Source organism: Vallitalea longa, from assembly GCF_027923465.1.
Taxonomy (GTDB): domain Bacteria; phylum Bacillota; class Clostridia; order Lachnospirales; family Vallitaleaceae; genus Vallitalea; species Vallitalea longa.
Genome location: NZ_BRLB01000009.1, coordinates 51144 through 77260 on the forward strand (window position 1 = coordinate 51144; position 26117 = coordinate 77260).

At 27.8% G+C, this 26117-nt stretch carries 18 protein-coding genes; all 18 read left to right on the forward strand.

The window, feature by feature from the left end; all coding sequences use genetic code 11:
- Nucleotides 1-81: 81 nt before the first annotated feature.
- Nucleotides 82-2172: a beta-galactosidase small subunit-related protein gene (locus QMG30_RS14365; RefSeq protein ID WP_281816506.1), complete on the forward strand. Its 2091-nt coding sequence runs from the start codon at nucleotides 82-84 to the stop codon at nucleotides 2170-2172.
- Nucleotides 2173-2246: 74 nt separating this feature from the next.
- The gene (locus tag QMG30_RS14370) at nucleotides 2247-4010 is read left to right on the forward strand and encodes an ABC transporter ATP-binding protein (protein WP_281816508.1); all 1764 of its coding nucleotides are present in this window, start codon (nucleotides 2247-2249) and stop codon (nucleotides 4008-4010) included.
- 11 nt (nucleotides 4011-4021) lie between these two features.
- Nucleotides 4022-6091, forward strand: coding sequence for an ABC transporter ATP-binding protein (locus QMG30_RS14375; RefSeq protein ID WP_281816509.1), 2070 nt, complete (start codon nucleotides 4022-4024; stop codon nucleotides 6089-6091).
- A 61-nt stretch (nucleotides 6092-6152) separates the two neighbouring features.
- Nucleotides 6153-8015, forward strand: a complete 1863-nt coding sequence (gene uvrC, locus QMG30_RS14380) for an excinuclease ABC subunit UvrC (protein ID WP_281816510.1) — start codon at nucleotides 6153-6155, stop codon at nucleotides 8013-8015.
- 109 nt (nucleotides 8016-8124) lie between these two features.
- On the forward strand, nucleotides 8125-9072 hold the full coding sequence (gene hprK, locus QMG30_RS14385; RefSeq protein ID WP_281816511.1) for an HPr(Ser) kinase/phosphatase: 948 nt from the start codon (nucleotides 8125-8127) through the stop codon (nucleotides 9070-9072).
- A gap of 18 nt (nucleotides 9073-9090) precedes the next feature.
- Nucleotides 9091-10050: an ROK family protein gene (locus tag QMG30_RS14390; protein ID WP_281816513.1), complete on the forward strand. Its 960-nt coding sequence runs from the start codon at nucleotides 9091-9093 to the stop codon at nucleotides 10048-10050.
- Nucleotides 10051-10365: 315 nt separating this feature from the next.
- Nucleotides 10366-10578, forward strand: a complete 213-nt coding sequence (locus QMG30_RS14395; protein ID WP_309298649.1) for a FeoA family protein — start codon at nucleotides 10366-10368, stop codon at nucleotides 10576-10578.
- A gap of 124 nt (nucleotides 10579-10702) precedes the next feature.
- On the forward strand, nucleotides 10703-12730 hold the full coding sequence (gene feoB, locus QMG30_RS14400) for a ferrous iron transport protein B (protein ID WP_281816515.1): 2028 nt from the start codon (nucleotides 10703-10705) through the stop codon (nucleotides 12728-12730).
- Nucleotides 12731-12874, forward strand: coding sequence for a FeoB-associated Cys-rich membrane protein (locus tag QMG30_RS14405; RefSeq protein ID WP_281816518.1), 144 nt, complete (start codon nucleotides 12731-12733; stop codon nucleotides 12872-12874).
- A 446-nt stretch (nucleotides 12875-13320) separates the two neighbouring features.
- Entirely contained in the window at nucleotides 13321-14394 is a 1074-nt protein-coding gene (locus tag QMG30_RS14410; RefSeq protein WP_281816520.1) for a hypothetical protein, read from the forward strand.
- Between the two features lie 736 nt (nucleotides 14395-15130).
- On the forward strand, nucleotides 15131-16741 hold the full coding sequence (locus QMG30_RS14415; RefSeq protein WP_281816523.1) for a B12-binding domain-containing radical SAM protein: 1611 nt from the start codon (nucleotides 15131-15133) through the stop codon (nucleotides 16739-16741).
- A gap of 16 nt (nucleotides 16742-16757) precedes the next feature.
- Complete coding sequence (locus QMG30_RS14420) at nucleotides 16758-17639, forward strand: HAD-IIB family hydrolase (protein WP_281816525.1); 882 nt, start codon at nucleotides 16758-16760, stop codon at nucleotides 17637-17639.
- The gene (locus QMG30_RS14425; RefSeq protein WP_281816527.1) at nucleotides 17623-18444 is read left to right on the forward strand and encodes a hypothetical protein; all 822 of its coding nucleotides are present in this window, start codon (nucleotides 17623-17625) and stop codon (nucleotides 18442-18444) included. Before QMG30_RS14420 ends, QMG30_RS14425 begins: the two co-directional genes overlap by 17 nt.
- A 13-nt stretch (nucleotides 18445-18457) precedes the next feature.
- Nucleotides 18458-19804: a radical SAM/SPASM domain-containing protein gene (locus QMG30_RS14430; protein ID WP_281816531.1), complete on the forward strand. Its 1347-nt coding sequence runs from the start codon at nucleotides 18458-18460 to the stop codon at nucleotides 19802-19804.
- A 34-nt stretch (nucleotides 19805-19838) separates the two neighbouring features.
- The gene (locus QMG30_RS14435; RefSeq protein WP_281816532.1) at nucleotides 19839-20078 is read left to right on the forward strand and encodes a phosphopantetheine-binding protein; all 240 of its coding nucleotides are present in this window, start codon (nucleotides 19839-19841) and stop codon (nucleotides 20076-20078) included.
- 507 nt (nucleotides 20079-20585) lie between these two features.
- Entirely contained in the window at nucleotides 20586-22391 is a 1806-nt protein-coding gene (locus tag QMG30_RS14440; RefSeq protein WP_281816533.1) for a S8 family serine peptidase, read from the forward strand.
- 59 nt (nucleotides 22392-22450) lie between these two features.
- Nucleotides 22451-24250: an ABC transporter ATP-binding protein gene (locus tag QMG30_RS14445; protein WP_281816534.1), complete on the forward strand. Its 1800-nt coding sequence runs from the start codon at nucleotides 22451-22453 to the stop codon at nucleotides 24248-24250.
- The gene (locus tag QMG30_RS14450) at nucleotides 24244-26082 is read left to right on the forward strand and encodes an ABC transporter ATP-binding protein (RefSeq protein ID WP_281816536.1); all 1839 of its coding nucleotides are present in this window, start codon (nucleotides 24244-24246) and stop codon (nucleotides 26080-26082) included. The genes QMG30_RS14445 and QMG30_RS14450 overlap by 7 nt, the downstream gene beginning before the upstream one ends.
- Nucleotides 26083-26117: the final 35 nt, after the last annotated feature.

The following is a 26117-nucleotide window of genomic DNA, read 5'->3' on the forward strand; positions in this document are numbered from 1 at the left end:
TTACCTTATAAGAAAGGGTTATTGAGGAGAAATAGATATGTTATAGATTATCAACATATATGTAAAGGGGTGAAAAATAATATGCATGATACTAATGATAAAAAAATAAATATAGATAGATATTATGTCAATTCCAAGGTTCTCAGCGAAGAATACGATCAAATATATATGTATACTGATGTTTTTATAACTTATACAGGTTTAACAATACAGCCAGTTAAAATTGAATTAATGATGATTAATAATGAAGATGAAAAGTTGATAACTGATATAAGATGTGTCTTATCAGGAAAAATAACAAAAGTCACTTTAGAAGTTGAACTTACAGATATTCAGACATGGACAGCTGATTTGCCTAAATGCTATGGCTTCAAAATCATTGTGAAAAATGAAAATGATGAGGAGTTATGTGAGAAAAGTTTTAAACATGGTTTTAGATTTGTTGAGGCAAAAAACAATATGATACATATAAATGGTAAACAAGTATGTTTGAATGGAGTAATTTACAATAACTATGAAGATGATGATTTAGAGGCATTGCAGTCCAAATATCTTGAAGACATTATTTTATTGAAAAGAAATAATATCAATACTGTTATAACATATGATTATGCTAATGCACATATTTTTTATGATATGTGTGATGAATATGGTATTTATGTTATTAATAAACCTATATCAATACCTGATAATGAAGAGCAAATAATATGTCATGAGGAAGAAATAAAAGATACTATATACAAATATATAAACTATTCATGTGTAATTATCTGGACTATAGACAGTAGAGTTGATATACCCATAAAATTCTATAAGAAGATCATGTTATTGGATAATACTAGACCAATCTATTATGAAGGGAATTCAGGTCTCAAGAATTATAATCCTGTAATATTTACATATGATTTTATTAAACAAGATGATCAAAAAGGAGAATCAAGCAATGACCATCCTATAGCAGGTAATTTTTTATGTGACTTTTTGATAATTAGGGATAATGAAACAGATGAAATCATTGATAGAGGTATAGTCTATAATAATAGACAGCTAACACCGTTTTCATATGAAATAAAAAAACAGTATGAATCAATAAATATATATCCAAAAGATATTATAAGAGGAATATTTAGTGTGAAAAACTGTTCAGACATATTAGAACTCGATAATTATACTCTGAATTGGGAAATACTAGAAGATGGAATTATGATAAAGAGTGGAGAGTTAACTGATATAACTATTCCCATCAGCAAAAGAAAAGATATATATATCGAGTATAATATTAAAGACATCCTTGAGAATGCTTGGTATCATATTAATATAAATATGGTGACAAAAGAAGAATCATGGTGGAGCAAAAAAGCATATAATGTAGCTTTTGCTCAATTCAGAATACCGTATAAGGCTCATAAAAAAAGAAAAGCGAAAGAATTGAATTCTGCCAAGTTAAGAGATAGAAAATTAAAATATGAAATTATTGGAGATAATTTTGAAATAGTTATCGATAAATTAAAAGGAAATATACGTTCGGTAGAATTTGACAGACAACAATATATCTTATCTCCTGTCAAGATATACATAGAAAACCATAATGAGAAGTTGGAAATGTCAAGAGTCAAAGATATAAAAGTTGATAATACCAAAAAAGGTAGTATACATATTGATGTCATAAGAAAATGTGCACAAATAAAAGGTAATATTATAACTAACTATGTGATTGAACCAGATGGCAAAGTAAGTATAATAAATAGGATTCGTTCAAATAATAAGTTCATTAAAGTAGGAATGATATTAGAGATACCTGCTAGGTTTAATGATTTTTCATGGTTGGGAAAAGGACCTAATGATACATATCCCGAATATAATGATGGAACTAAAGTAGGGTTATATTATTACAATTTGAATAATTGCGTAGAAAGTGGTAATAAATCAGATGTAAGATGGTCAGCTTTTACAGATACCGATGGTGAAGGGTTATTGATAGAAAGTTGTAAAGATATACTTCTAGGTATACATCCACAAATGTACTCATCTTATTCAATTAAAAAAGAAGAACACAATGATAAACCGATTATAATAAATGTAAAATGTAGTTCAAAAGCTAATTATAATATATTCAATACTTCAACCGAAGAGGAAGATGTTTATGCTTTTAGTATAAAAAGGGTAATATGATAATATTTGTTCTACACAAATCATTATTTGCATAAAGAAAATGAATCTAATAATTATAAGGGAGTGAATTATTCATGCAGAAAAGGAAGAATAAATCACAATCTGTTTTAAAAAAATATTTCAAAAAATATAAATTTCATTTTTTAATGGGTTTTTTTGCATTACTAGTAGTTGATATCTTTCAGTTACAGATACCAGTAATAACCGGTAACATTACTGATGGATTACAAAGTGGTTATTACGAATTCAGTAATCTGCTGAATCAGGTTCTTAACCTATTATTGATAGGTGTTATCATATCAGGTTTTAGATTCGTTTGGAGATATTTTATCTTCGGTACATCTAGAAAAATAGAATATGGTCTTAGAAATGATTTTTTCGGACATCTAGAGAAATTATCATTAAGATTCTTCAATGAACATAAAACAGGTGATCTGATGGCCCATGCCACTAATGATCTCAATGCCATAAGAATGATGGTAGGACCAGGTGTTCTGATGTCTTTGGATGCTATTACATTATTGGTTTTGGTCATATATCAGATGATAACTAAAATAAGTCTTAATTTGACTTTGGTCGCTATAATACCTTTACCGCTTATAGCTATAGGTGGCTTTTTTTTTGGTAAAGCCATAAGATCACGATTCAAAAATAAGCAGGAAGCTTTTGCCCATATGTCAGAAATGGTTCAAGAAAATATTTCAGGAGTGCAAGTAGTAAAAGCTTTTGTACAAGAATCAAAGGAAATAAAAGCATTTAATAAGATTAATAAGGATAATTATAATAAAAATATGCGTGTTATTAAGTTGCATGCAATCATGAATCCACTTGCTACGTTAGTAACAGGATTAAGTATAGCCATAGTACTTGGTTACGGAGGGTATATGACTATGCTTGGTAACATATCTCTTGGTGATTTCGTTGCATTTACACAATATCTTCTTATGTTAGTATGGCCAATGATTGCATTTGGTTGGTGTATTAACATAATGTCTCAAGGATTAGCTTCATTATCAAGATTTCAAAAAATACTAGATGAAAAACCAGAAATACTAGATGAAGGAACAGTCAAAGAAATTGAATCTATCAAAGGTGATATCGCAATAAAAAATCTAACTTTCAATTATCCCGGTTCTGATATCAAGGATCTCGATAATATATCCATCACTGTCAACAAAGGTGAAACCCTTGGAATAGTTGGGAGAACGGGAAGTGGTAAGACTACATTGGTGAATATGCTATTAAGAATGTATAATCCTCCAAGAGGAACTATTTTTATAGATAATCAAGACATAATGAATATTCCACTAAAAGTCCTCAGACATTCTATAGGATACGTACCTCAAGATAATTTCTTGTTTTCAGATACTATATCTAGAAATATCGCTTTTGGTGTAATAGAAACAAGTGATGAATATATAGAATGTGCAGCAAGAAATGCTAATGTGCATGACAACATTATTGAATTTTCCCATAAATATGAGACTATTGTTGGTGAAAGAGGAGTTACTTTATCAGGAGGACAAAAACAGCGTATATCCATAGCAAGGGCATTAATAAAAGATCCTGCAATAATGATTTTAGATGATTCAGTATCAGCTGTAGATACTAATACTGAAGAACAGATACTTAGACATATAAAAGATGAGCGAAAAGACAAAACAACAATAATTATAGCTCACAGGATATCGACTATACAAAATTCAGATAAGATCATTGTAATAGATGAAGGTAAAATTATAGAATCCGGAAATCATGAAAGTTTATTAGAGCAAAAAGGTCTGTATTACAATATGGTTCAGAAGCAACAGCTCGAAAAAGAACTTGATAAGGAATAGGAGGCTTTTATATGCATGATAATGAAGAAGTTGAAATAAAAAAAGGATATGACAAACAGCTTCTGAAAAGACTTTTAGCATATGCTAAACCATATATGGCATGGATAACTGTATCTTTGATTTTATTAATAGGTGTAGTGGGAGCTGACCTAGTAAAACCTATACTTGTTGGTAATGCTGTTGATGACATAATCACTAAATATGATACTATGTATTCTATTGTTGATGAAGATACAGAAGGAGCTATTAAAGTAAAAGATGTTTATCTAGTGTCAGACGAAAAAAATAAATATACAGAAGCCAGAAAAGCTGGAATTATCTATGATGATGCTTATGAAAAACCATATTTCCTAATTAGTGATATTGATATTTCTGAAATAAGCTTATTGAGTAATGTCCAAAAAGTATCCTCTAAGGATGGTAAATATTATATCAGTTACAATAATGTGAAAAAAGAGGTAATTTCCCTGAATGATGGAGAAATTGGATTACTTAGAAATGATCATATTAATGGATTAGTAAAGATAACGATTATATTTATTGTTGTATTAATATTAGGTTTGGTCATTACCTATTTACAGACAATATTACTTAATTACACAGGGCAAAAGATAATCTATAATATAAGGAATGATGTATTTACCCATATACAAAATTTATCGATACAATTTTTTAATAATAATCCGGTAGGAAAATTAGTGACTAGAGTAACTAACGATACGGAAACTCTGAATGAGATGTATACCAGTGTTATAGTTAACTCTGTAAAGAGTGTTTTAATGCTTACTGGTATATCTGTTATGATGTTCATACTTGAATGGAGGTTGACTTTAGCAATATTCCTAGTTATACCTTTATTAATAATTTCAACTATGTTATTCAGACATTTTTCAAGAAAAGCTTATCGTGAAGTCAGGACTAAAGTGGCAGCAATCAATGCATTTTTATCAGAACATATATCAGGCATGAGAATCGTACAGATATTCTCTCAAGAAAAAAGAAAAATGAACGAATTCAAAAAAGCTAATGGAGAATTAAAGAACGCTAATATGAAACAACTGATAGTTTTTGGTGTTTACAGACCTTCTATGTATTTGATATATGTAATAGGATTGGCGATTGTTTTGACTTATGGTGGTAATATGGTTATAAAAGGTACCATGTCAATAGGAAAACTTATTATCTTCATACAGTATATATCCAACTTTTTTGACCCTATACAACAGTTGGCAGAGCAGTTCAATATTCTACAATCTGCTATGGCTTCTTCAGAAAAAATCTTTACATTGTTGGACGAAGACTCTATTATAGATAATAAAGAAGATTCTATTAAGTTAGATAAAATTAATGGAAACATAGAATTCAAGAATGTTTGGTTTGCCTATAATGAAGGTGAATGGGTACTGAAAGATGTATCATTTAGAGTTAGTCCTGGGGAAACAGTAGCATTTGTAGGGGCTACGGGAGCAGGAAAAACGTCAATACTTAATCTCATAAGCAGATATTATGATATCCAAAAAGGTGAAATACTAATCGATGGGTATAACGTAAAAGATTTAGACCTAAAATGCTTAAGGTCAAGTATAGGACAGATGCTTCAAGATGTATTTCTGTTTACTGGGAATATAAATAGTAATGTTAGATTGAAAAATAATGAAATAACTGACGGAAAGATTAAAAAAGCTTCTAAATATGTAAATGCAGATAAATTCATACAGAAATTACCAGATAAGTACAATGAGAAAGTATACGAGAGAGGGGCTACTTTTTCATCAGGACAAAGGCAGTTGTTGTCATTTGCAAGAACTCTTGCATTCAGCCCATCAATACTGATATTGGATGAGGCAACAGCCAATATTGATACTGAAACGGAACTGCTCATACAGGATGCATTGTATAAATTAATGGAAGGAAGGACAACTCTTGTAGTTGCACATAGATTATCCACTATACAACATGCAGACAAAATAATAGTTCTTCATAAAGGAAGAGTTAGAGAAATAGGTAATCACCAGGAATTATTGGCAAAAAAAGGCATATATCACAATTTATATGAATTGCAATATCAGGAGATTAATTAGTATAATATAAGATATGAAGGTGGAAGGTGTTAATAGAAGATTACAGAAGGAATGATTATGGATGTTTGATATAGAAGAAGAATTGAAAAAACTACCCATGAAACCGGGAGTTTACTTGATGAAGGATATATATGGGAATATTATATATGTTGGTAAAGCGATAAAACTTAGAAACAGGGTCAGACAATATTTTCGTAAGTCAACCAATCATTCTAGTAAAATTAAAAAAATGGTTACCATGATAAAGTCATTTGAGTATATAGTGACAGATTCTGAACTGGAAGCCCTTATTCTAGAGTGTAATCTAATCAAAAAACATAGACCCAAATATAATACGTTACTTAAGGATGATAAATCATATCCATATATAAAAGTAACTGTCAACGAGAAATATCCTAGAATCATTTATGCACGAAAGCTTAAAAAAGATAAAGCTAAATATTTCGGACCTTATACCAATGTAAAAGGTGCAAAAGATACTATTGAAGTAATTACCAAGATATGGAAGATAAGGACTTGCAATAAAAACCTACCAAAAGAAATAGGGAAGAGCAGACCTTGTCTCAATTACCATATCAATAAATGTCATGCTCCTTGTCAAGATTATATCAACGAACAGGAATATAGGAAATTGATAGCAGAAATATTGGAATTCCTCAACGGTAAATACGATAAAGTCATAAACATATTAAAAGATAAAATGGAAAAAGCAGCTGAAGAATTAGACTTCGAAAAAGCAGCGGAATATAGAGATCATATGGCAAGTGTTAATAGTATTGCATGTAAACAAAAGATCATAAATGCTTCAATGGAAGATCAAGATGTAATTGCTTTTGCAAAAGCTCATGACGAAGCATTGGTTCAAGTATATTTTGTTAGAAACGGCAAATTAATAGGTAGAGAACATTTTCACCTTGATGGAGTGGAAGAACTACATAGACGTCAAGTGATGACAGAATTCGTTAAGCAATTTTATTCAGGAACTCCATTCATACCGAAAGAAATCATCCTCCAAGAGGATATAGACGAAGCTAATATAATCAATGCTTGGCTGTCCAGTAAAAAAGGACAGAAAGTCTATATAAAAGTTCCACAAAAAGGTGAAAAACATAAACTGGTGGAATTGGCAGCCAACAATGCTTTACTTACCTTCGAGCAATTTGGTGAAAAAATGCGAAAAGAAGACATGAGAACTAAAGGTGCTGTAAAAGAAATTGTGGATATACTTGGTATTGATGATGAAGTCAAGAGATTAGAGGCATATGATATATCTAATATACATGGTTTCGAATCAGTCGGGTCCATGGTTGTCTTTGAAGACGGTAAGCCAAAGAGAAGCGATTATAGAAAATTCCGTATAAAATCAGTAAAAGGTCCTGATGATTATAAAAGCATGGAAGAAGTCTTGACAAGAAGATTTACCCATGCCCTAGAAGAGCAAAAAGAGATGCTTATAAAAAAACAAGACCTGAGTCTAGGAAAATTCACGAGATTACCTAACCTAATACTTATGGATGGAGGAAAAGGTCAAGTCAATATCGCTTTGAAGGTTTTAGATGCAATGGGTCTATCCATACCTGTTTGTGGAATGGTAAAAGATGATAAGCATAGGACAAGAGGAATCTTTTATAATAACATAGAGTATAATATTGACAAGGACAGCGAAGGTTTTAAACTTATAACAAGAATTCAAGATGAAGCGCATAGATTTGCTATAGAATATCATAGAAAATTAAGAAGTAAAAATGCTATTCAATCTATATTGGATGACATTGAAGGTATTGGTCCGAAGCGGAGGGTGAATCTGATTAAGTACTTTGGTTCGGTTGAAAAGATAAAAGAAACGACTGTTGATGAATTGGAAAAAGTTGAAGGTATAAATAGAAAAGTCGCTCAGACCATATATGATTTTTTCCATAATTAGATTAACCAAACTGATTTATAACTTTAATTAATTCATTGATAAAAAAATATAATGATAAATATTTTATAATATGCTAAAATATTAAAAAGATAGCTTAGGAGGCATTCTTATGTACACAGTGAAATTGACTAAATTAGTTGATAAGATGAAACTTAAAAATTTAACTCCAGAAGTAGATATTGAAAACATCGTAATTAATCATTCTGATATTAATAGACCCGCTTTACAGTTAGCAGGATTTTTTGATTATTTTGATTCAGAACGTGTTCAGATCATAGGTAAAGTAGAAGTGACTTACTTAGAGAAAATGGATAAGGAAGCAAGAAAAGAAGTACTGAATACCTTATTTTCAAGAAAGATACCTTGCTTGATATTATCAAGAGAATTAGAACCCTTTGACGATATGTTAGAAATGGCTATAGCCAATAATGTACCTATACTACAGACCAAAAAGACTACTTCAGCTTTTATGGCTGAAATAATAAGATGGTTAAGTGTACAATTGGCACCTAGAATATCAATACATGGTGTATTGGTAGATGTTTACGGCGAAGGTGTATTGATAATGGGTGAAAGTGGAATTGGAAAAAGCGAGTCTGCCCTTGAACTCATAAAAAGAGGTCACCGTCTAGTTGCAGATGATGTTGTAGAAATAAAGAAAGTATCAGAACAAACACTATTAGGCTCATCACCAGATATAATCAGACACTTCATAGAGCTTAGAGGTATTGGTATAATTGATGTGAAGACCTTATTTGGTGTTGAATCAGTGAAGAAAATTCAAAACATAGATTTGGTAATTAAATTGGAACTATGGAATCCTGAAAAAGAATACGATAGGTTAGGCTTGAAAGAAGAATATATAGAGATTCTAGGAAACAAAGTAATATGTCACTCTATACCTATACGTCCAGGAAGAAATATTGCTATCATTGTAGAGTCAGCAGCTATAAACCATAGACAGAAACAAATGGGGTATAATGCTGCAAGTGATTTGGTTAATAGGGTAAGCGGTAATTTAAAACGCAGAAATGAAGAAAGAGATATAAAAAGATAATAATTTAAGGAGGACTACATGTATAACATTGGAATTGATTTAGGAGGAACAAATATAGCAGCCGCGATAGTTGCAGAAGATGGTACAATTATTAGAAAAGGTTCTACACCAACACTTAGGGAAAGGGAATATCAACCTATTCTAAAAGATATGGCAATGTTAGCCTTAAAACTAATTGAAGAAGAAGGAATAAATCTTGAAGACATACATTCCATAGGTGTAGGGAGTCCTGGAACACCAGACCCAGAAAACGGTATTATCGTGTATACCAATAATTTGAATTTCAAGAACACACCAATTAGAGATGAAATAAGAAAGTATATCGACAAACCGGTATACCTTGGAAATGATGCTAATGTTGCAGCTCTAGGAGAATATGAATGTGGAGCTGGAGTAGGTTATAAGGACCTTGTAGCCATTACACTTGGTACAGGTGTAGGTAGCGGCGTCATAATTGATGAAAAAATTATAGACGGTAGTTTTAATGGCGGAGCAGAACTTGGACATGTATCTATTGATTTTAATGGAATAACATGTAGTTGCGGCAGAAAAGGTTGTTGGGAACAATATTCATCAGCTACAGCTTTGATAAGAGATGCAAAAGAAGCAGCAGCCCAAAATACTGACTCTCTACTTTATAAGATGGTAGATGGGGACTTAGATAAGATGAATGCTAAAATTCCTTTTGATGCTGCACAAGCAGGAGATGAAGTTGCAGGTGCTGTAATAGATAATTATGTCAAACTTCTAGCAGTTGGAATCGTTAATGTTATCAATATATTCCAACCAGAAATTATTGTTCTAGGTGGTGGAGTATCAGCTCAAGGAGATAATCTGATTAAACCATTGAAAAAAGAAATAATCAATGAAATATATGGTGGAGAAGAAGCATTCAAAACCAAGGTTCAAGTAGCCAAATTAGGTAACGATGCTGGAATTATAGGTGCTGCTATGTTATATAGAGCTTATGAAAAATAAAAATATAGGAGCTTCTTCTATCTTTTTATTCTACAAAAACAAACTTCTAAGTTTTTATTTACCTGTATTAAATAAAAAGTGAAAAAGTTGAGTTAATTATTAAGGACTTTAGTATATTAATTATATTAAAGTCTTTAAAATTATTGAATTGATTTTGATAATCTTTTTCAATAAATTACTTTTTATTATTGACAATGATTATCATTTTTGATATTATAGACTTATAAATGAATACCATGTCTTATTATGTTAGAGCATTGTAATATGGTATAAACGAATTGAAATATCCATTAATAAATAAGGGAAGTGAATATTATGATTTTATCGAAAGCAAAGTTAAATAAAGAATATACAGTAAATTCAATATCAGGGAAAGATGATATGGTAAGATTCCTTTTTTCTTTAGGATGTTATGAAGGTGAAAAAGTAACTATTATTTCAAAAGTTGCAACAAATTACATTATTAATATAAAAGATAGTCGTTATGGTATTGACGAACAGTTAGCTAAGATAATTCAAGTTGCTTAATTTTAACATAATATAATTAAATACAGAATATTAGGGGTTGTTATCTATTTAAGCGGACTAATGTTATCATTTGATGAGAATGATAATCAATATTATAAAATAAAAGGGAAAAAGGTGGTATAATATGAAAATTGCATTAACAGGGAATCCTAATAGTGGGAAAACGACAATGTTTAATGCGTTAACGGGAAAAATTGAGCATGTCGGCAACTGGGCTGGTGTTACAGTTGAAAAGAAAGTTGCAAAATTGAAGAGTAATCTTAAGAGTAATAAGTCAGAAGAAGTTATGGTTGTAGACTTACCAGGTGCTTATTCAATGAGTCCATTTACATCAGAAGAAAGTATAACAAGTGATTTTGTTAAAGAAGAGAATCCAGACGTTATTATTAATGTTGTTGATGCTTCTAATCTAAATAGAAGTTTGTTTTTCACAACACAACTTTTGGAATTAGGCATTCCTGTTGTTGTAGCTCTTAATAAATATGATATGGTTAAGAGAAGTGGTCTTATCATAGATGTACCACGATTAAAAAACCTATTGAATTGTCAAGTAATAGAAACTTCAGCATTAAAAGAGTCAGGACTTAAAGAATTAGCTACCTCCGCTATAGAGTATGGTAAAAGAAAAGGCGGTCAAGTGGCTCCAAAAATAGTTGAAGATGATTTTGAAATAAAGAATAAAGCAGATGCAGAAAAATCCGATAAAATGAGATTTAATTTTGTTAATGCGATAACCAAAAAGGTTGAAGTTAGAAAAGTGAAATCTAGCAATGTGACTATAGCTGATAAAGCAGATCGTATTATCGCTCATAAATGGTTAGGTATTCCAATATTTGGATTGATTTTATGGGCAGTATTTTACATATCTCAGACTTGGCTTGGACCGTTGTTAGCTGGATATCTAGAAACAGGAATAGAAATGCTGTCGAATACGGTTTCAGGTGCACTGGAAAGTGCAGGTACTAATGATTTCTTGAATGCATTAATTGTTGATGGTATTATTGGCGGTGTTGGTGCCGTAATAGGTTTCTTACCATTAATCATGGTTCTATTTTTCTTACTCTCATTATTAGAAGATTGTGGTTATATGGCACGTGTTGCTGTTGTAATGGATAGATTCTTCAAAAAGATCGGACTTTCAGGGAAGTCGATTATACCTATGGTAGTAGGATATGGTTGTGCAATACCTGGAGTTATGGCAACAAGAACAATTAAGAGTGAAAGACAGAAAAGAATGACAGCGATGTTGACTCCTTTCATTCCTTGCGGTGCGAAAGCCCCTATTATCGGATTGTTTGTAGCAGTTTTCTTTCCAAAAGCATCATATATGGCTCCAATAACATATTTTGTAGCGATTACATTAATTATTCTTGTGGGATTATTAGTTAAGAGAATAACAAAAGCTGAAACAGAAGTTAATTATTTTATGATTGAATTACCAGAATACCGCTTACCAAGTATCAAAAGAGCTATACTTTCAATGCTAGACCGTGCTAAAGGATTTATTGTGAAAGCTGGTACAATTATCTTAGTATGTAATGCGGCAGTATTTATTTTACAATCTTTTGATTTTAGTTTAAAATTAGTAGGAGACGAAGGAGTAAGTTCGAGTATGTTAGCAACCATTGCTAAACCGGCAGCCTTCTTATTTATTCCATTAGGATTCGGAATATGGCAATTTGCAGCAGCTGCAGTAACAGGCTTTATAGCCAAAGAGAATGTAGTTGCAACACTTGCAGTTTGTTTTGCATTATTTGGTGATAATGCTGAGGCAGCGCTTAGTACACCAGGTAGTGATAATGTACTTATTGCAGCTGGTGGATTAACAGCAGTAAGTGCATTAGCTTATATGTTCTTTAACTTATTCACACCACCTTGTTTTGCAGCCATTGGTGCAATGAATGCTGAAATGGGGTCTAAAAAATGGCTATGGGGAGCAATAGGAATACAATTTGGAGTAGGATATACTTTAGCTCTATTAGTCAATCAAATTGGTTCACTTATAGTATACGGTAAACCTGCAGAAGGTTTCGTGGCATCAATAATAATTTTAATAGCTGTAGTTATATTGTTGATTACACTAATCAAGAGAAACAAATATGAAGGAGTAGAAGGCATTAACCAAAGCCGACAACAAAAGGAGATAGCTTAGATGGGAAATTTTATTGCTGCCTTTATTATCATTCTTTTAGTAGGATTGGCTATTTATAAAATGTACAAAGACAAAAAAGCGGGGAAAAAGTGCAGTGGATGTAGTAATTGTCCTGCACAGTATAACTGTCAATCTAAAAAATAACAAATATGATAAGATTCTAATAATTATTTTAATAATAAAATTAAATATAAAATTGCTCTTTATAAATAATTGAAACTGATTTTCATAATTTTGTTCTATTATTTTTAAAGAGCTTTTTTTAATGCATAATGACTTTTTAGAGTAACTTTAATTTTATTTAAAAAAAATATTACTTATTCATGATATAATCTCATCTTTGACATTCCATTAATAGGTTTTGTAGAGGTTTTATGTAGTTACAAGTGTCAAATTCCAGAGTTGACAGCCAAATACCAAAGACATATTGTAAATCATGTTGTTATATATTATAATATAACAAATAATATATGATAATATTTTTACGATTACTTATATTATGTAATATTTTGACAAAAGTATAAATTATAAAAAATGATGTTAGTATTTATTTATAATTTGTCCTAAAAAAATGAAAGGAAAAAAATAAATTGAAAAAAATATTACCTATAAATGTAACTCATGGTGTCACTTCTGAATGTTGGAATTCTATTAGACTTTCAGCTATAATGTCAGATGAAAAATACTTACCATGGTACATAGAAAAATTTAATAATTATTTAGTAAGTAGCGGTGATTGCAAATACGAAATACTTCATAACCAATTTGGTTCAACAGAATTTATATGTTACTATGATGAAGTCATTATTTTTGAAAATATAATTGATAAAAGTAATATTGTTAATAAAATGATTAATTTAATAGATAAAAACAGATATATAACATTATATTGTGATAGATTTTATATTAAAGGATCAAAAGAATACAACAAAAAGCATTATATGCACGAAATAATGATATATGGATTTGATACTAATTTAAAGGAATTTAATATTATAGATTTAAATCTAAATGGTAAAGTGTTGAACCAGTCAAGATTAAGTTTTGATAATATAGAGTGTGCATTTTATAGTGCAATAGAAGACATTAAAAAAAATATTGACAATAATATATGGTTGTATCGAATAAATATGCCTGCAAGTGCATTTTATTTAAATGAAAATTTTAATAGAAAACCAAGATTAGAATTATTTTATGATTCTATAAATAACTGTCTAAAAGGGGGAGAAGCACTAATTCGTACTCCTAGGGATGGTCAAGTAAGATATAATACTATTAGATATGGGGTTTCAATATATAAGAGTTTTTATGAAGATTTATATAATGTACTTGCTTATGACAAGAATATACTAAAGGATAGACCAAATATCTTAATTAGATTCAAAACTTTAATAGAGAATAAATATGCGCTTATTTTTAAAATAAATTATCTTAATGAAGAGAGACTTACAGCAATTCCTAATTCTCTAATCGATAAGATTAAAGAACTAGCGAACAAATTAGAGATTATATTTTCTATGATGACAAAATATTCTATAAAACCTAATAAGGATTTGTTAAATAGAATGAATTATTCATTCCGTGAAGCAGAAGAATTAGATATACTAATTTTGTCTAGAATTAAAAAATTGTTACAAAATTATATGATACAAAGGATAATTTGAGTAAATTAGAATGATATTCTATTATATTAAAAGCTTCTAAATTAAACCTTGACTACAAGTCTAAAAATAGATAATGTTATTATGTAAAGAGTTTTGTTCTTATAATTGAACATGCTCTTTTTTTCTATAATTTTACTTAGTATCTATTATCATTAATATTTATAAGTATAGAGAAATTCTATTCTTAGCTACTTAATCACTTCTTTTATTTTATCTAATCCAAAATTGCAATATTAAAAAAGTAAATAAATGTTCATAGAGATTTTATAAAGTGAAATTGTATTTTTATAACTTAAGTATATAATTGCTTTATAGACTTGTCTTTTTAACAGTATTTTTGCTATATTCTAGTTTTAATGGTAATATAATCAATTCTTATTGTATTAAGAATATCTAGATAATACAAAAAAAAACGGTTTGGTCCATGTTAAGTAACTATAAAAATATGATATAATACCTTGAAAACATATAAAATTACATAATTATACAAAATAAGATTTATTAAAAATGTGTATAACAAAATAGTTTTAATTATTTGATGCTTTAGGTAGTTGGAACAATTGCATTAAAACCAAACGCATAGAAGGGGGCTTAACAATTAATTAATAGATTAAATGATGAAAACTAAACTTAAAATAGAACAAGAAAAAAACATTTTTAATATTTTCCAATATCCATATTTGCTATTACATTATATCATTAACAATAAATATTTAATATTAAGAGAGGGTTAATCATGGTAAATAATATACAGATTATATATTTTGAAGGAGATAATAGTTATCTTTCTTGGTGTAAAATCGGTTATACAGTTTCAAGTTTAAAAGAAATGGATGATACTCAAATTTTTGTTGATAATGTAAATATAAATAATATAAATGAATCAATTGAAAAAATTAAATGTAATAATCCATCCATCATAATTGTTTTTTTAAAGAGTAAAACTTATAACTTAGCAAAAAGTTTCATCAATACATACAAAAAAGATATTGCAAGTGTGTTTATTTGTGGTTGCCATACACTAGCTACTTCTTTTCCAAAAAAAATTTTAGAAGATAACAGTAATATTGATAGTGTAATTTTCGGTGAAGAAGATATTATAGCATATAATTTATGTAAAACATTATTTGCTAATGAATCTTTAGAAAATTGTAGTGGAATTGCATATAAAAATGGTAAAGAAGTAAAAGTAAATACACCATTTATTTCTAACTATAAAATGGATGATTTACCTTTTCCAGATAGATATGAATTTCCACATAATAAAAAATTCTTTCATATTCTAGGATCAAGAGGTTGTTTAGGTAATTGTTCATTTTGTAACATGAATGTATTGTATAAAAATAATATTATGTTAAGACAGAAATTCAGAAGTATTGATAATATTGTGACAGAAATAGATTATTTGGTTAATGAATTTGATTGCAAATACGTAGGGTTTTCTGATTCAACTTTTTGTGGTATTAAGGATAAATACAGTCCAATTTATAGATTAAAAGAGTTATATAATAGTTTGAGTTATAAAGAATATAATATTCAATTTTTTTTGAATATGAGAGCAGAGCAAATAACAGAAGAATCAATAATATGGTTAGAGAAATTAAATGAAATCGGATTAAGCATCATTTTTATCGGATTTGAATCTTTCAATAATAATGATCTGAAATTATATAATAAAATTGCTACATGTAAAGAAAACATTAATGCAGTAAGGCTAATTAATAAATCATTATTAAAAAATAAACATGGTTTTATGATAGATTTACAATATGGTTTCATAAATTTCAATCCTTACTCAACATTAGAAAATATAAAAGAAAATGTTAATTATTTAAGGAAATTTGAACTAAAATTAACCCCCAAAATTTTGTTAAGTAAAATTGCTGTTCATCATGGTACAGCAATACATAAAAGATTAGTTAAAGATAATTTATGTTCATCGGAAGTGAAATTTTACGATAGTACAATAGAATATAAATTTGTTGATAGTAAAGTTAATAGATTATACAATATCTTACATAATTTTTTTAAGGATATAGATTTTGGTAATTATGATCATTATAGTATTTTGTACAACAGATATATTAATTTATATGGTATAACAGATTTTATAGTTAGTTTAAATAAAACGTATAAACAATATTTAATATTGCAATCAGATTTTTGTTTTAATATATTCTGTGAAGCTATTCAAAATATAAATATAATAAATGAAAATAAATATGATTATAATTTTAATGAAAATATAACGTTTGAAAAATTAAAAAATAATAAAATGAAATTAGATAATAAATTAAATAGATTATATATTGAATTGGCACGTATTAATCAATTATCATATTTCTAATAAAGGAGCTGATAAAATGAATAATAATGTATCCTTTAATAGTTACATTGATAACTGCATGAACTATGATAAACAATTAATAATTTATTTTGATATAGATGGAACTTTAATAAATAATAATGGCGACTATAAAATATGTATAAATAAGATTAATAGACTAAAAAAAAGAGGCGTACTTATTAGTATAGCTACGGGTAGATCCTTTGTTGAAGCAAATAAGATTATAGAAGATATTAAACCTAATTTTCCTTGTATTTTATCAGATGGTAAAGTGATTTTTGATTACGAAAAGAAATATTATATGGATTGTGTATTTTTACCACTGAATGAATATCGTAATTTTAGAAAAGCTTTCGATGAAGAATTTTATTTTGTTGAAGAATATGAAAATTATTACAATGTTACTAGTAGAAAAGTTAGTAGAATGTTTGCCATAAGTTTAAATAAAGCATCAGAAAAAATATACATCAATAAAAATATAAGTGGAAAACCACCGATTTCTGTTTATATAGCTAGCAAAAAACTATTATCTTATAGTAAAGCAGAAAATTTAATAAAAAGTATGGATTTTAAACCTAACAAGATTGTTATAGAGAATTATGGTAATTATTGGTTTAAAGCGGTACATAAAAATATCAAAAAAGAACATGGTTATGAAAAAATTATTAAGAATATTAATCATCAAAAATACCAAATAGGATTTTTTGGTGATGGTTTAAATGATTTAGAAATGATGAAAAGAGTAGATATCAAATTTATTATGGGAAATGCTCATAATAAATTAAAGAACATTAGAAAAGGAATAATACTTACAGAATCATTATCAACTAGTCTTAACAATTTGTTATCAAAATATGTAGAAAATGAAAGTGAGGATACTTTTGAAGACTCCATTTGATGAATATTGTCTATATTACGATAATTACAAATACTTTATTAAAAAATATTCTAATTACTCATATGAAGAAATTAATAAATATGAGAAATTTAATTATAATTACGAATCACATTATATAAAGCAGTTAGAGAGATATATTCCTAATAAATTTATTAAAAATGATGTAAAAGATATAAATCTTATTTTATTAATAATGAGATGGGTTAATGAAAAACTGTTATATAAAAATATGATAGAAAAAAATATAAATAGCTTACATGCAGCAGATATTTTACTAGCTGCAAAAAAAAACAATAAAACAGTTAATTGTTTATGTCATGCTACAGTGTTAACAGAAACCTTGCTTTGTTTAGGATTTAAGGCAAAAACTATCAAATGTTTACCAATAGGTATGTTTCCCCAAGATAATCACTGTTTAACAATGGTATTTTGTAATAACAATAAAAAGTGGATAGCACTTGATCCCACATATAATTTATATTTTCAAGACAAAAATAGTAATTACTTAGCAATTCATGAAATTAGACAACTGATTTCTAATAATAAACAAGTAAATGTTCAATCAAATCATAGAATACAAAGTGATAATATAGAATTAATAAAAAAAATATATATTAAGTATATGGCTAAAAATTTATTTAGATTTTCAACTTATAAGAATGCAGTTTTTAAAGTTAGGGGTGAGATAGAGTATCAATTAATACCTAAAGACTATTTACCTTTGAATCAATATATAATCAAAACAAAAAAAAGAGATGTTACAATAAAATATATTTCCAATCCTAACTTTTTTTGGCAATTATGAAAGGATGAAAACAATGAAATATAAACCATCAAAATTTAATTTTAAAACATATTGTGATAATGACAACACAATGCTGTTATATAATTCTTATACAGGAACTGAGTCTTTAATTTGCGTCAAAAACAATAATAAGAAAAATCAGATAGAAAGAGCGTTGAATAAAAATGAGGTAACCCAACAAGATATTAAAAATCTCGATTTACTAGTACAAAAAGGTTATTTTATCCCTTATGAACAAAATGAAAATATTAAATTGTGTAGTAAGATTATTAAAGATAAAACTTTACCGATCCTACAACTTACTATACTGCCTACAGAAAAGTGTAATTTTAGATGCAAATATTGCTATGAATCACATACTAATGGAAATATGTCAAATATTGTACAAGAATCAATAGTTGAATTTGTAAGACGAAATATTCACAAATATTCAGGTTTACAGGTAAGTTGGTTTGGTGGAGAACCGTTAGAGGCATTAGATGTTGTTGAAAATTTATCATATAAATTTATAGAAATATGTAAAGTTGCCAAAAGAGAATACATCGCAGGAATAACAACGAATGGATATAACTTAACTTATGTAATATTTAATAGATTACTAAAATTAAAAATTTATAATTATCAAATAACAATAGATGGGTCAAAAAAAACACACGATAATTTGAGAATACTAAAAAATGGGGAAGGAACCTATGAAAAAATCGTTGATAATTTAATGCATATAAGAAAAAGTAAAAATAAGTTTTTTACAATTGCAATTAGAACAAACTTTTCTAAATCATCTTTATCAGAATTAGATGAAATCATAGAGCAATATAATAAACTGTTTGGAAAAGATAAACGTTTTAGATATTTCCCCAAAGTCATGGGTAAATGGAATGATGAATTTGATAAGTCAATAAATGATGAGTTAATAAATGAAGAAGATATTTTATATATTTATAAAACGCTTAATAATAAATTACATACTAATATGGATATTTATTTGAATTTCTTATCAGAACAAGGATTATGTAAAGCAGGTATGTTATATTCATATGTTATAGGTGCAGATGCAAAGATTTATAAATGTACACAAGACTTTCAATTAGAAGATAATAATATAGGATATCTATCTGAAAATGGAATCTTATATATAAATGAGGAAAAACATGCAAAATGGATATATCAAAATTTATCATTAAAGTGTAGTGATTGTTATTTTGTCGGTGCCTGTCAATCTAGAAGTTGTCCTAAAAAAAATATTATTAACAATTTAAATAATAGTAAAGTATTGAATACATGTCCAGATGAAAGAATTTACACTAAATATGTTTTACAAATTATAAATAGAAGTAATTTTACCATTGTAGAATCTTAAAAATATAAATTATGTAGATATGGAGGATAAATTTATGGATATAAGACTAAGTATAATGAAAGTATTAGATGAGATGGGAATTTATACTACAGATATTAACCTAAAAGAAGATATCGATTTAACAAAATATATAGCTGATTCAATAATGTTTATTAGCTTCGTTGTTGATTTGGAAGAAAAACTAAAAATTGAAATACCTGATGAATTACTTCAAGTAAAAAATATTGTTTCATTAAATGGATTTGCTAATTCCATTGAGTTATTGATTAAATAGCAAATTAATATGCGTATGTAGGGATTTATACAAATATATTGAGTATAACTTCTTTTACATATATAAAAAAGTAATAAGGAGGTGAATAATATGAAAAAAGAACTTAAAAAACCACAAAAAGCCACAAAAAGTTATAAAAAAGTAGCATTATATCATTCAGAAGGCAATAACTGTAGATGTTAAACGAATGGGATATAAGAACATTGAGAAGGAGGGATACACTATGAAAAAAGAACTTAAAAAGTCACGAAAAGCTACAAAAAGTTATAAAAAAGTGGCGCTGTATTATTCAGAAGGCAATAACTGCAGATGTTAATAGGTGTGAAATTTAGAAGGTTGTAAAATTAAAACGGTATCTTATTTAACATTATATTTTTTAAAATGCAATACAAATATTATTGTATAAATATTGTTAAAAAAGAGCCGTTTTATTTACTTTAATTAGCAACTGATTAACCTTAATAAGATTGTAAGTTATTTAAAAGGTATGAAAGTGGTGGTAATATAATGGAAAATAAAAAAGTTAAAATAGCTATAGTTGACAGTGGGCTTAGAAAAGGATTAATACCTTCGGATGTTACAAATTTTATTAATCTAAAACTTAATAATAATGGTGGTTTAATAATTGACGAGAATTGTATGGATAACAATGGACATGGTACAGCAATATATTCAATAGTAGAAAAGGTAAATCAATTTAGTGATATAACTGTTATTAAAATATTTGATGAAAATGAATATATCACTGAAGATACACTTATAAAAGCTTTAGAGTTTATTAATGAAAATTTAAATATAAATATAATTAATTTGAGTTTAGGATTAAATATTTGTGATAAATACAATGAATTTTATGATATATGCGAAAAATTAAAGAAAAAGGGTACAATTATTATATCAGCGTTTGATAATGCTGGATGTATGTCTTATCCAGCTGTTTTTGATAATGTTATAGGCGTTACTTCTAGTAATATATGCAAACGAGTTAATGATTTTGAATATTTTGATGACGAAATTCTTAATATAGGTGCTAAGGGTAGTATTCAGCGTGTTGCTTGGGTTAACCCTAAGTATTTAATGATAGGTGGTAATAGTTTTGCATGTGCACATGTTACTGTTCAAGTAGCTAAATTTATGAGAGAAGGCGTGAAGTTATATAAAGATATATTGGAAAAATTTAAAGATATAGCTATAAATAGTAATGAATTTAACTTTATTAAAGATGAAAAAAAAGTATTTGAAATTAAAAATGCTATACTTTTCCCATTTAATAAGGAAATGCACAGTTTAATTCGTTATGAAAATTTACTGGAATTTAATATTATAGATATATATGATATTAAATACTCAGCAAAAATAAATGCATCAACCCAACATATTATGAAAGATAGAAATGTAAAAGATTATAAAATTAAAAATATAGAAGATATTGATTGGAAAAGTTTTGATACATTAATAATGGGTCATACAGTAGAGTTATCCGATTTAACTAAATTGACTAAGGGTATTATACGAGAAGCAATTAGTAGAGAAAAGAATTTATACATTTTTGATGATATAAAAGAACTAAAATCAATAGAAACTAGAAAAAATATATTTATACCAAGAGTAAGTAAAGATAATGTAATACCGAATAGGTTTGGAAAATTGTTTAGAATATCAAAACCTGTAATAGGAGTTTTTGGTACAAGTTCTAGACAAGGTAAGTTTACTTTACAGTTAAAATTAAGAGAAATTTTGTTGAATTATGGTTATAACATTGGACAAATAGGGACAGAACCTTCTGCATTGCTGTACGGAATGGATTATGTTTATCCTATGGGGTATAATAGTTCTGTTTATATAAAGGAATTTGATACAATAAGATATCTTAATAATTGTATTAACCAGTTATGTATAGAAGATAAAGATTTAATTATTGTGGGGTCACAGTCAGGTACTATACCTTATGATACTGGAAACTTAGCTTTGTATAATATTCCACAGTTCAATTTTATAATGGGAACTCAACCAGATGTGGTACTATTATGTGTGAATTTCCATGATGATTTTGATTATATTGAGAGAACAATAAAATTTATAGAATCGAGTGTAGATTGTAAAGTTATATCGTTAATTGTTTTTCCAATGAAATTAAAAAATGATTGGATGGGTATGTACGGTGGAAAAGAAGAAATGACTTTTGATGATTTTGAAGCTAAATGTCAATTGCTAAGAAAAAGATTTAATGTGGATATTTATAAGCTAGGAAATGAAGAGCATATGAAGCGTTTAGTTGACCTAATAATACAGTATTTTTCTAAAGAATATTAAATAAATAGATATATAATGGATTTTCTATTAAAATTCAAGTATATAGGAGGAAAATTCAAGTGAGAGAAATATTTAAAGCGTATAAGCTTTTATATGGGTTTGGAAGAAAGTATTGCAAATTACTTTTGTACAAAGTGTTTATATTGGCAATTATAGCAGGATTATTAGCACCTGTTGGAATTTATGTTGATAAAGAAATTATAAATAGAGCCTTATTATCAGCGAAATTTAAGAATTTCGATATAACAAGCCTTATACCATTATTTATAGCTTTTGCTATAATAGCGCTACTAAAACAATTTTTATCTGATCTTAGTTATGGATATTACAGTCAAAAATTTCAACTAGTTATTAGAACAAAAGTAAGAGGAGAATTACTAGAAAAAGCATCCAAAATAAAATATGAGTATTTTGAAGATGAAAAGACAGTGGAAATCATTGATAGGACATTTAATGATTTTGATAATTCAGTACGCTTACTATTTCCTATGTATGTTGTGTATTTTCTTACAAGTTCAATATCTTTAGTAGGTTTTATTGTATTTACAGCTAAACAAGCATGGTGGGTACCACTAGTGCTATTATTACCATTCTTTCCATATCTGTTTTTACAATATATTAAACGATATGACTTTTACAATGTAATAGAAAAATACTGGAAAAAAGATAGAATAAATGATATTCTTGCAGGATATTTAAAGAGCAGGAATTATATAAGAGAGCAGAGAATATTTAACTCTTTTAATTATTTAATAGATATCTACGAACAAAGAATAATAAAAAGAAATAAAGAATTTGAAAAAGAGTATAAAAAATATTGGAAAGACAATCTTATATATAATCTGATTATTGATATTACTATTGTCATAAACCTATTAATTCAACTGTATATGCTACTTACTAATAATCCTAACACAAGTATAGGATTATTTATTGCACTATCAGGGCAGATTCTTGGGTTAAAAGGATTCTATTCAGGCTTAATAATACCTATTTTATCAAGTGTAAGGCAGATGAGATATATTAATTTTTACTATAAGTTCTATGAATTCGAGAACACTAAAAGTGGTAGTATAAATATAGTACCAAAAGAAATAGAGATAGAATTTAGGGATGTATATTTTAAATATCCAGGAACAGATAAGTACATATTAAATGGTGTATCATTTAAAATTCCAAAAGGTAAAAAGATATCTTTAGTTGGTGCTAACGGCGAAGGTAAAACAACTCTAATAAAATTATTACTAGGATTATTTGAACCAACTAGTGGGCATATATTACTTAATAATAGACTACTTGAAGATTATTCTGAAAAAGCTAGATGTAATATATTTGCACCTATATTCCAAGATTTTTATAAATACTCTTTATCATTAAAAGAAAACATTGCTGTAGGAAGTATTGATAATATTGATAATTATAAAATGATATGTGAAGCTGCTGAAAGTGCGGGGGTAACCCAATTTTTAGATAAACTTCCTAATAATTATGATTCACAATTGAATCGTGATTTTACTGAGGGGGTTGATTTATCAGGAGGTCAGTGGCAGCGTATAGCACTAGCGCGAGCTTTTATGGGTAACAAACCATGTATACTTCTTGATGAGCCTACGTCCCAACTTGATCCAATGGCTGAAGCTAAGTTATATGAAGAATTTTCTAATATTATAAAAAGTAAAACCTCCATCTTTATTACTCATAGATTAGCATCTACTAAAATAACTGATAAGATATTTGTGCTAAAAGATGGTAAAATAGAAGAAGAAGGTAGCCATGATGAGTTAATGGCTCATATGGGTATATATTATGACATGTTTAATTCTCAACGCAGCTGGTATAAGGAGGAGAATATATGTTAGATAAAACTAATAAAATAGAAGAACAATTAAATAATAAAGTACTAAAAGGAAGTTATAAGGATATCTTCAGATTATTTAAATATATGTTTTCATCATCATTTGCTGCATGTAATGTATTTATGTCATTTTTAATACTTGTGAGTTTTTTAACGCCACTATCAGCTTATCTATGGAAAATACTTTTAGATTTAATAGATAGTTATGGTACCAACAAAAGTAGCATCATAAATATAGTCTTAGTGTTACTTGGATATTATTTAATTATATACATAACTGATTTTTTAAAACGATCAACTCAAGTAACAGGTGAAACAGCCGAAAGATTAGATGTAGTACAATCTAACTGGCTCCAATGCCATTTAAATAAAAAAATATATACTAAATTATCTAATCTATCAATAGAACTAATGGAAGTTCCTGCTATTAATGATATAATTAATAGAACCTTGAATTATGTAGGTAAACCAAAGGGGTGGGGTAATAGCAATTTACAAATGAGTGTATTACTACCTTTTTATAATGTAATTGCCAAAATAATAAGTATAGTAATCATATCAATAACACTTTGTGTTTTTAGTCCTTGGTTGTGTTTTATTATATTACTTGTTCCAATACCATTAATATTTACGCAAATGAAAGTTGCAGAAAGAATATTTAAAGTTAATAGAGATAATACAATCTACTATAGAAAAGCAGAATACTATCAAGACTTATTATTAAAAAACGCGGTAAAAGAAGTAAAGACCCTTAGAATTACAAATTTCCTATACAATAAATGGCATGATGCAGTTGAATTATATTCTAAAAAAGAAATGTCAATTCAACTTAAAAACCAGCTCATTAATTTATTTAATATTACACTAAATAGTTTAATAGGTATCTTTGGTAGTATATTTACAATAACATTACTTGCTCGTGGCGACATTTCAATAGGCGAGTTTGGATGTGTAATGGCTTTAATAAATGTATTGCTGGGAGATACAACTTCATTATTTAATAACATCGGTACTATTTTAACCAAAAAACTTGACTGCTCACAGTTTTTTGAATTAATAGATATAGAATCAGAAAAAGCCATTGGTGAAACTATAGAAGAAATACACGAAATAAATATTGATAATATATCTTATCGTTATCCGAATACTAAAAGATACGTGTTAAGAGATGTGAATATCAAAATAAATAAGGGTGAAACAATTGCTTTAGTAGGAGAAAACGGTGCTGGGAAATCAACGTTTGTAAAATTACTTACAGGAATCTTATCACCATCAAAAGGCGAAATATATATAAATAGTAAACCACTTAGTGGATGTAATATTAATAGCTACTATAATGAAACTTCAATAGTATCTCAAACACCTGCAAAATATTATACATTTTCTGTACTGGATAATGTTAAAATGGGAGATGCTACTAGAATATCAGATGACGAAAAAGCAATAGAAGCTATTAAGTTTTCTGGTTTTACAAAAGAGTATAATAAAATTCTTGGTAAGGATATAGGAGGGGGAGAGCTATCAGGAGGAGAATGGCAAAAAGTTTCTATTGCTAAGGCATATTTTAAAGATAAAGATGTTCTTGTACTTGATGAACCTACAAGTAACTTAGATCCACTTGCTGAAACAGAAATATTTAAAAAATATATGAAAATGGCAGAGGATAAAACTGTTTTTATTGTAACTCATAGAATAAGTTTAGCTGCATTAGCAGAGAGAATATTAGTTTTTAAAGATGGTAAGATTATAGAAACGGGTAATCACAAAGAATTAATAGAAAAAAATGGTGAGTATGCTAGATTATATAATACACAAGCAAAATGGTATAAGAGGTAAGTAGAATTAAAATTTCTGTATTTATTGGCAAAATT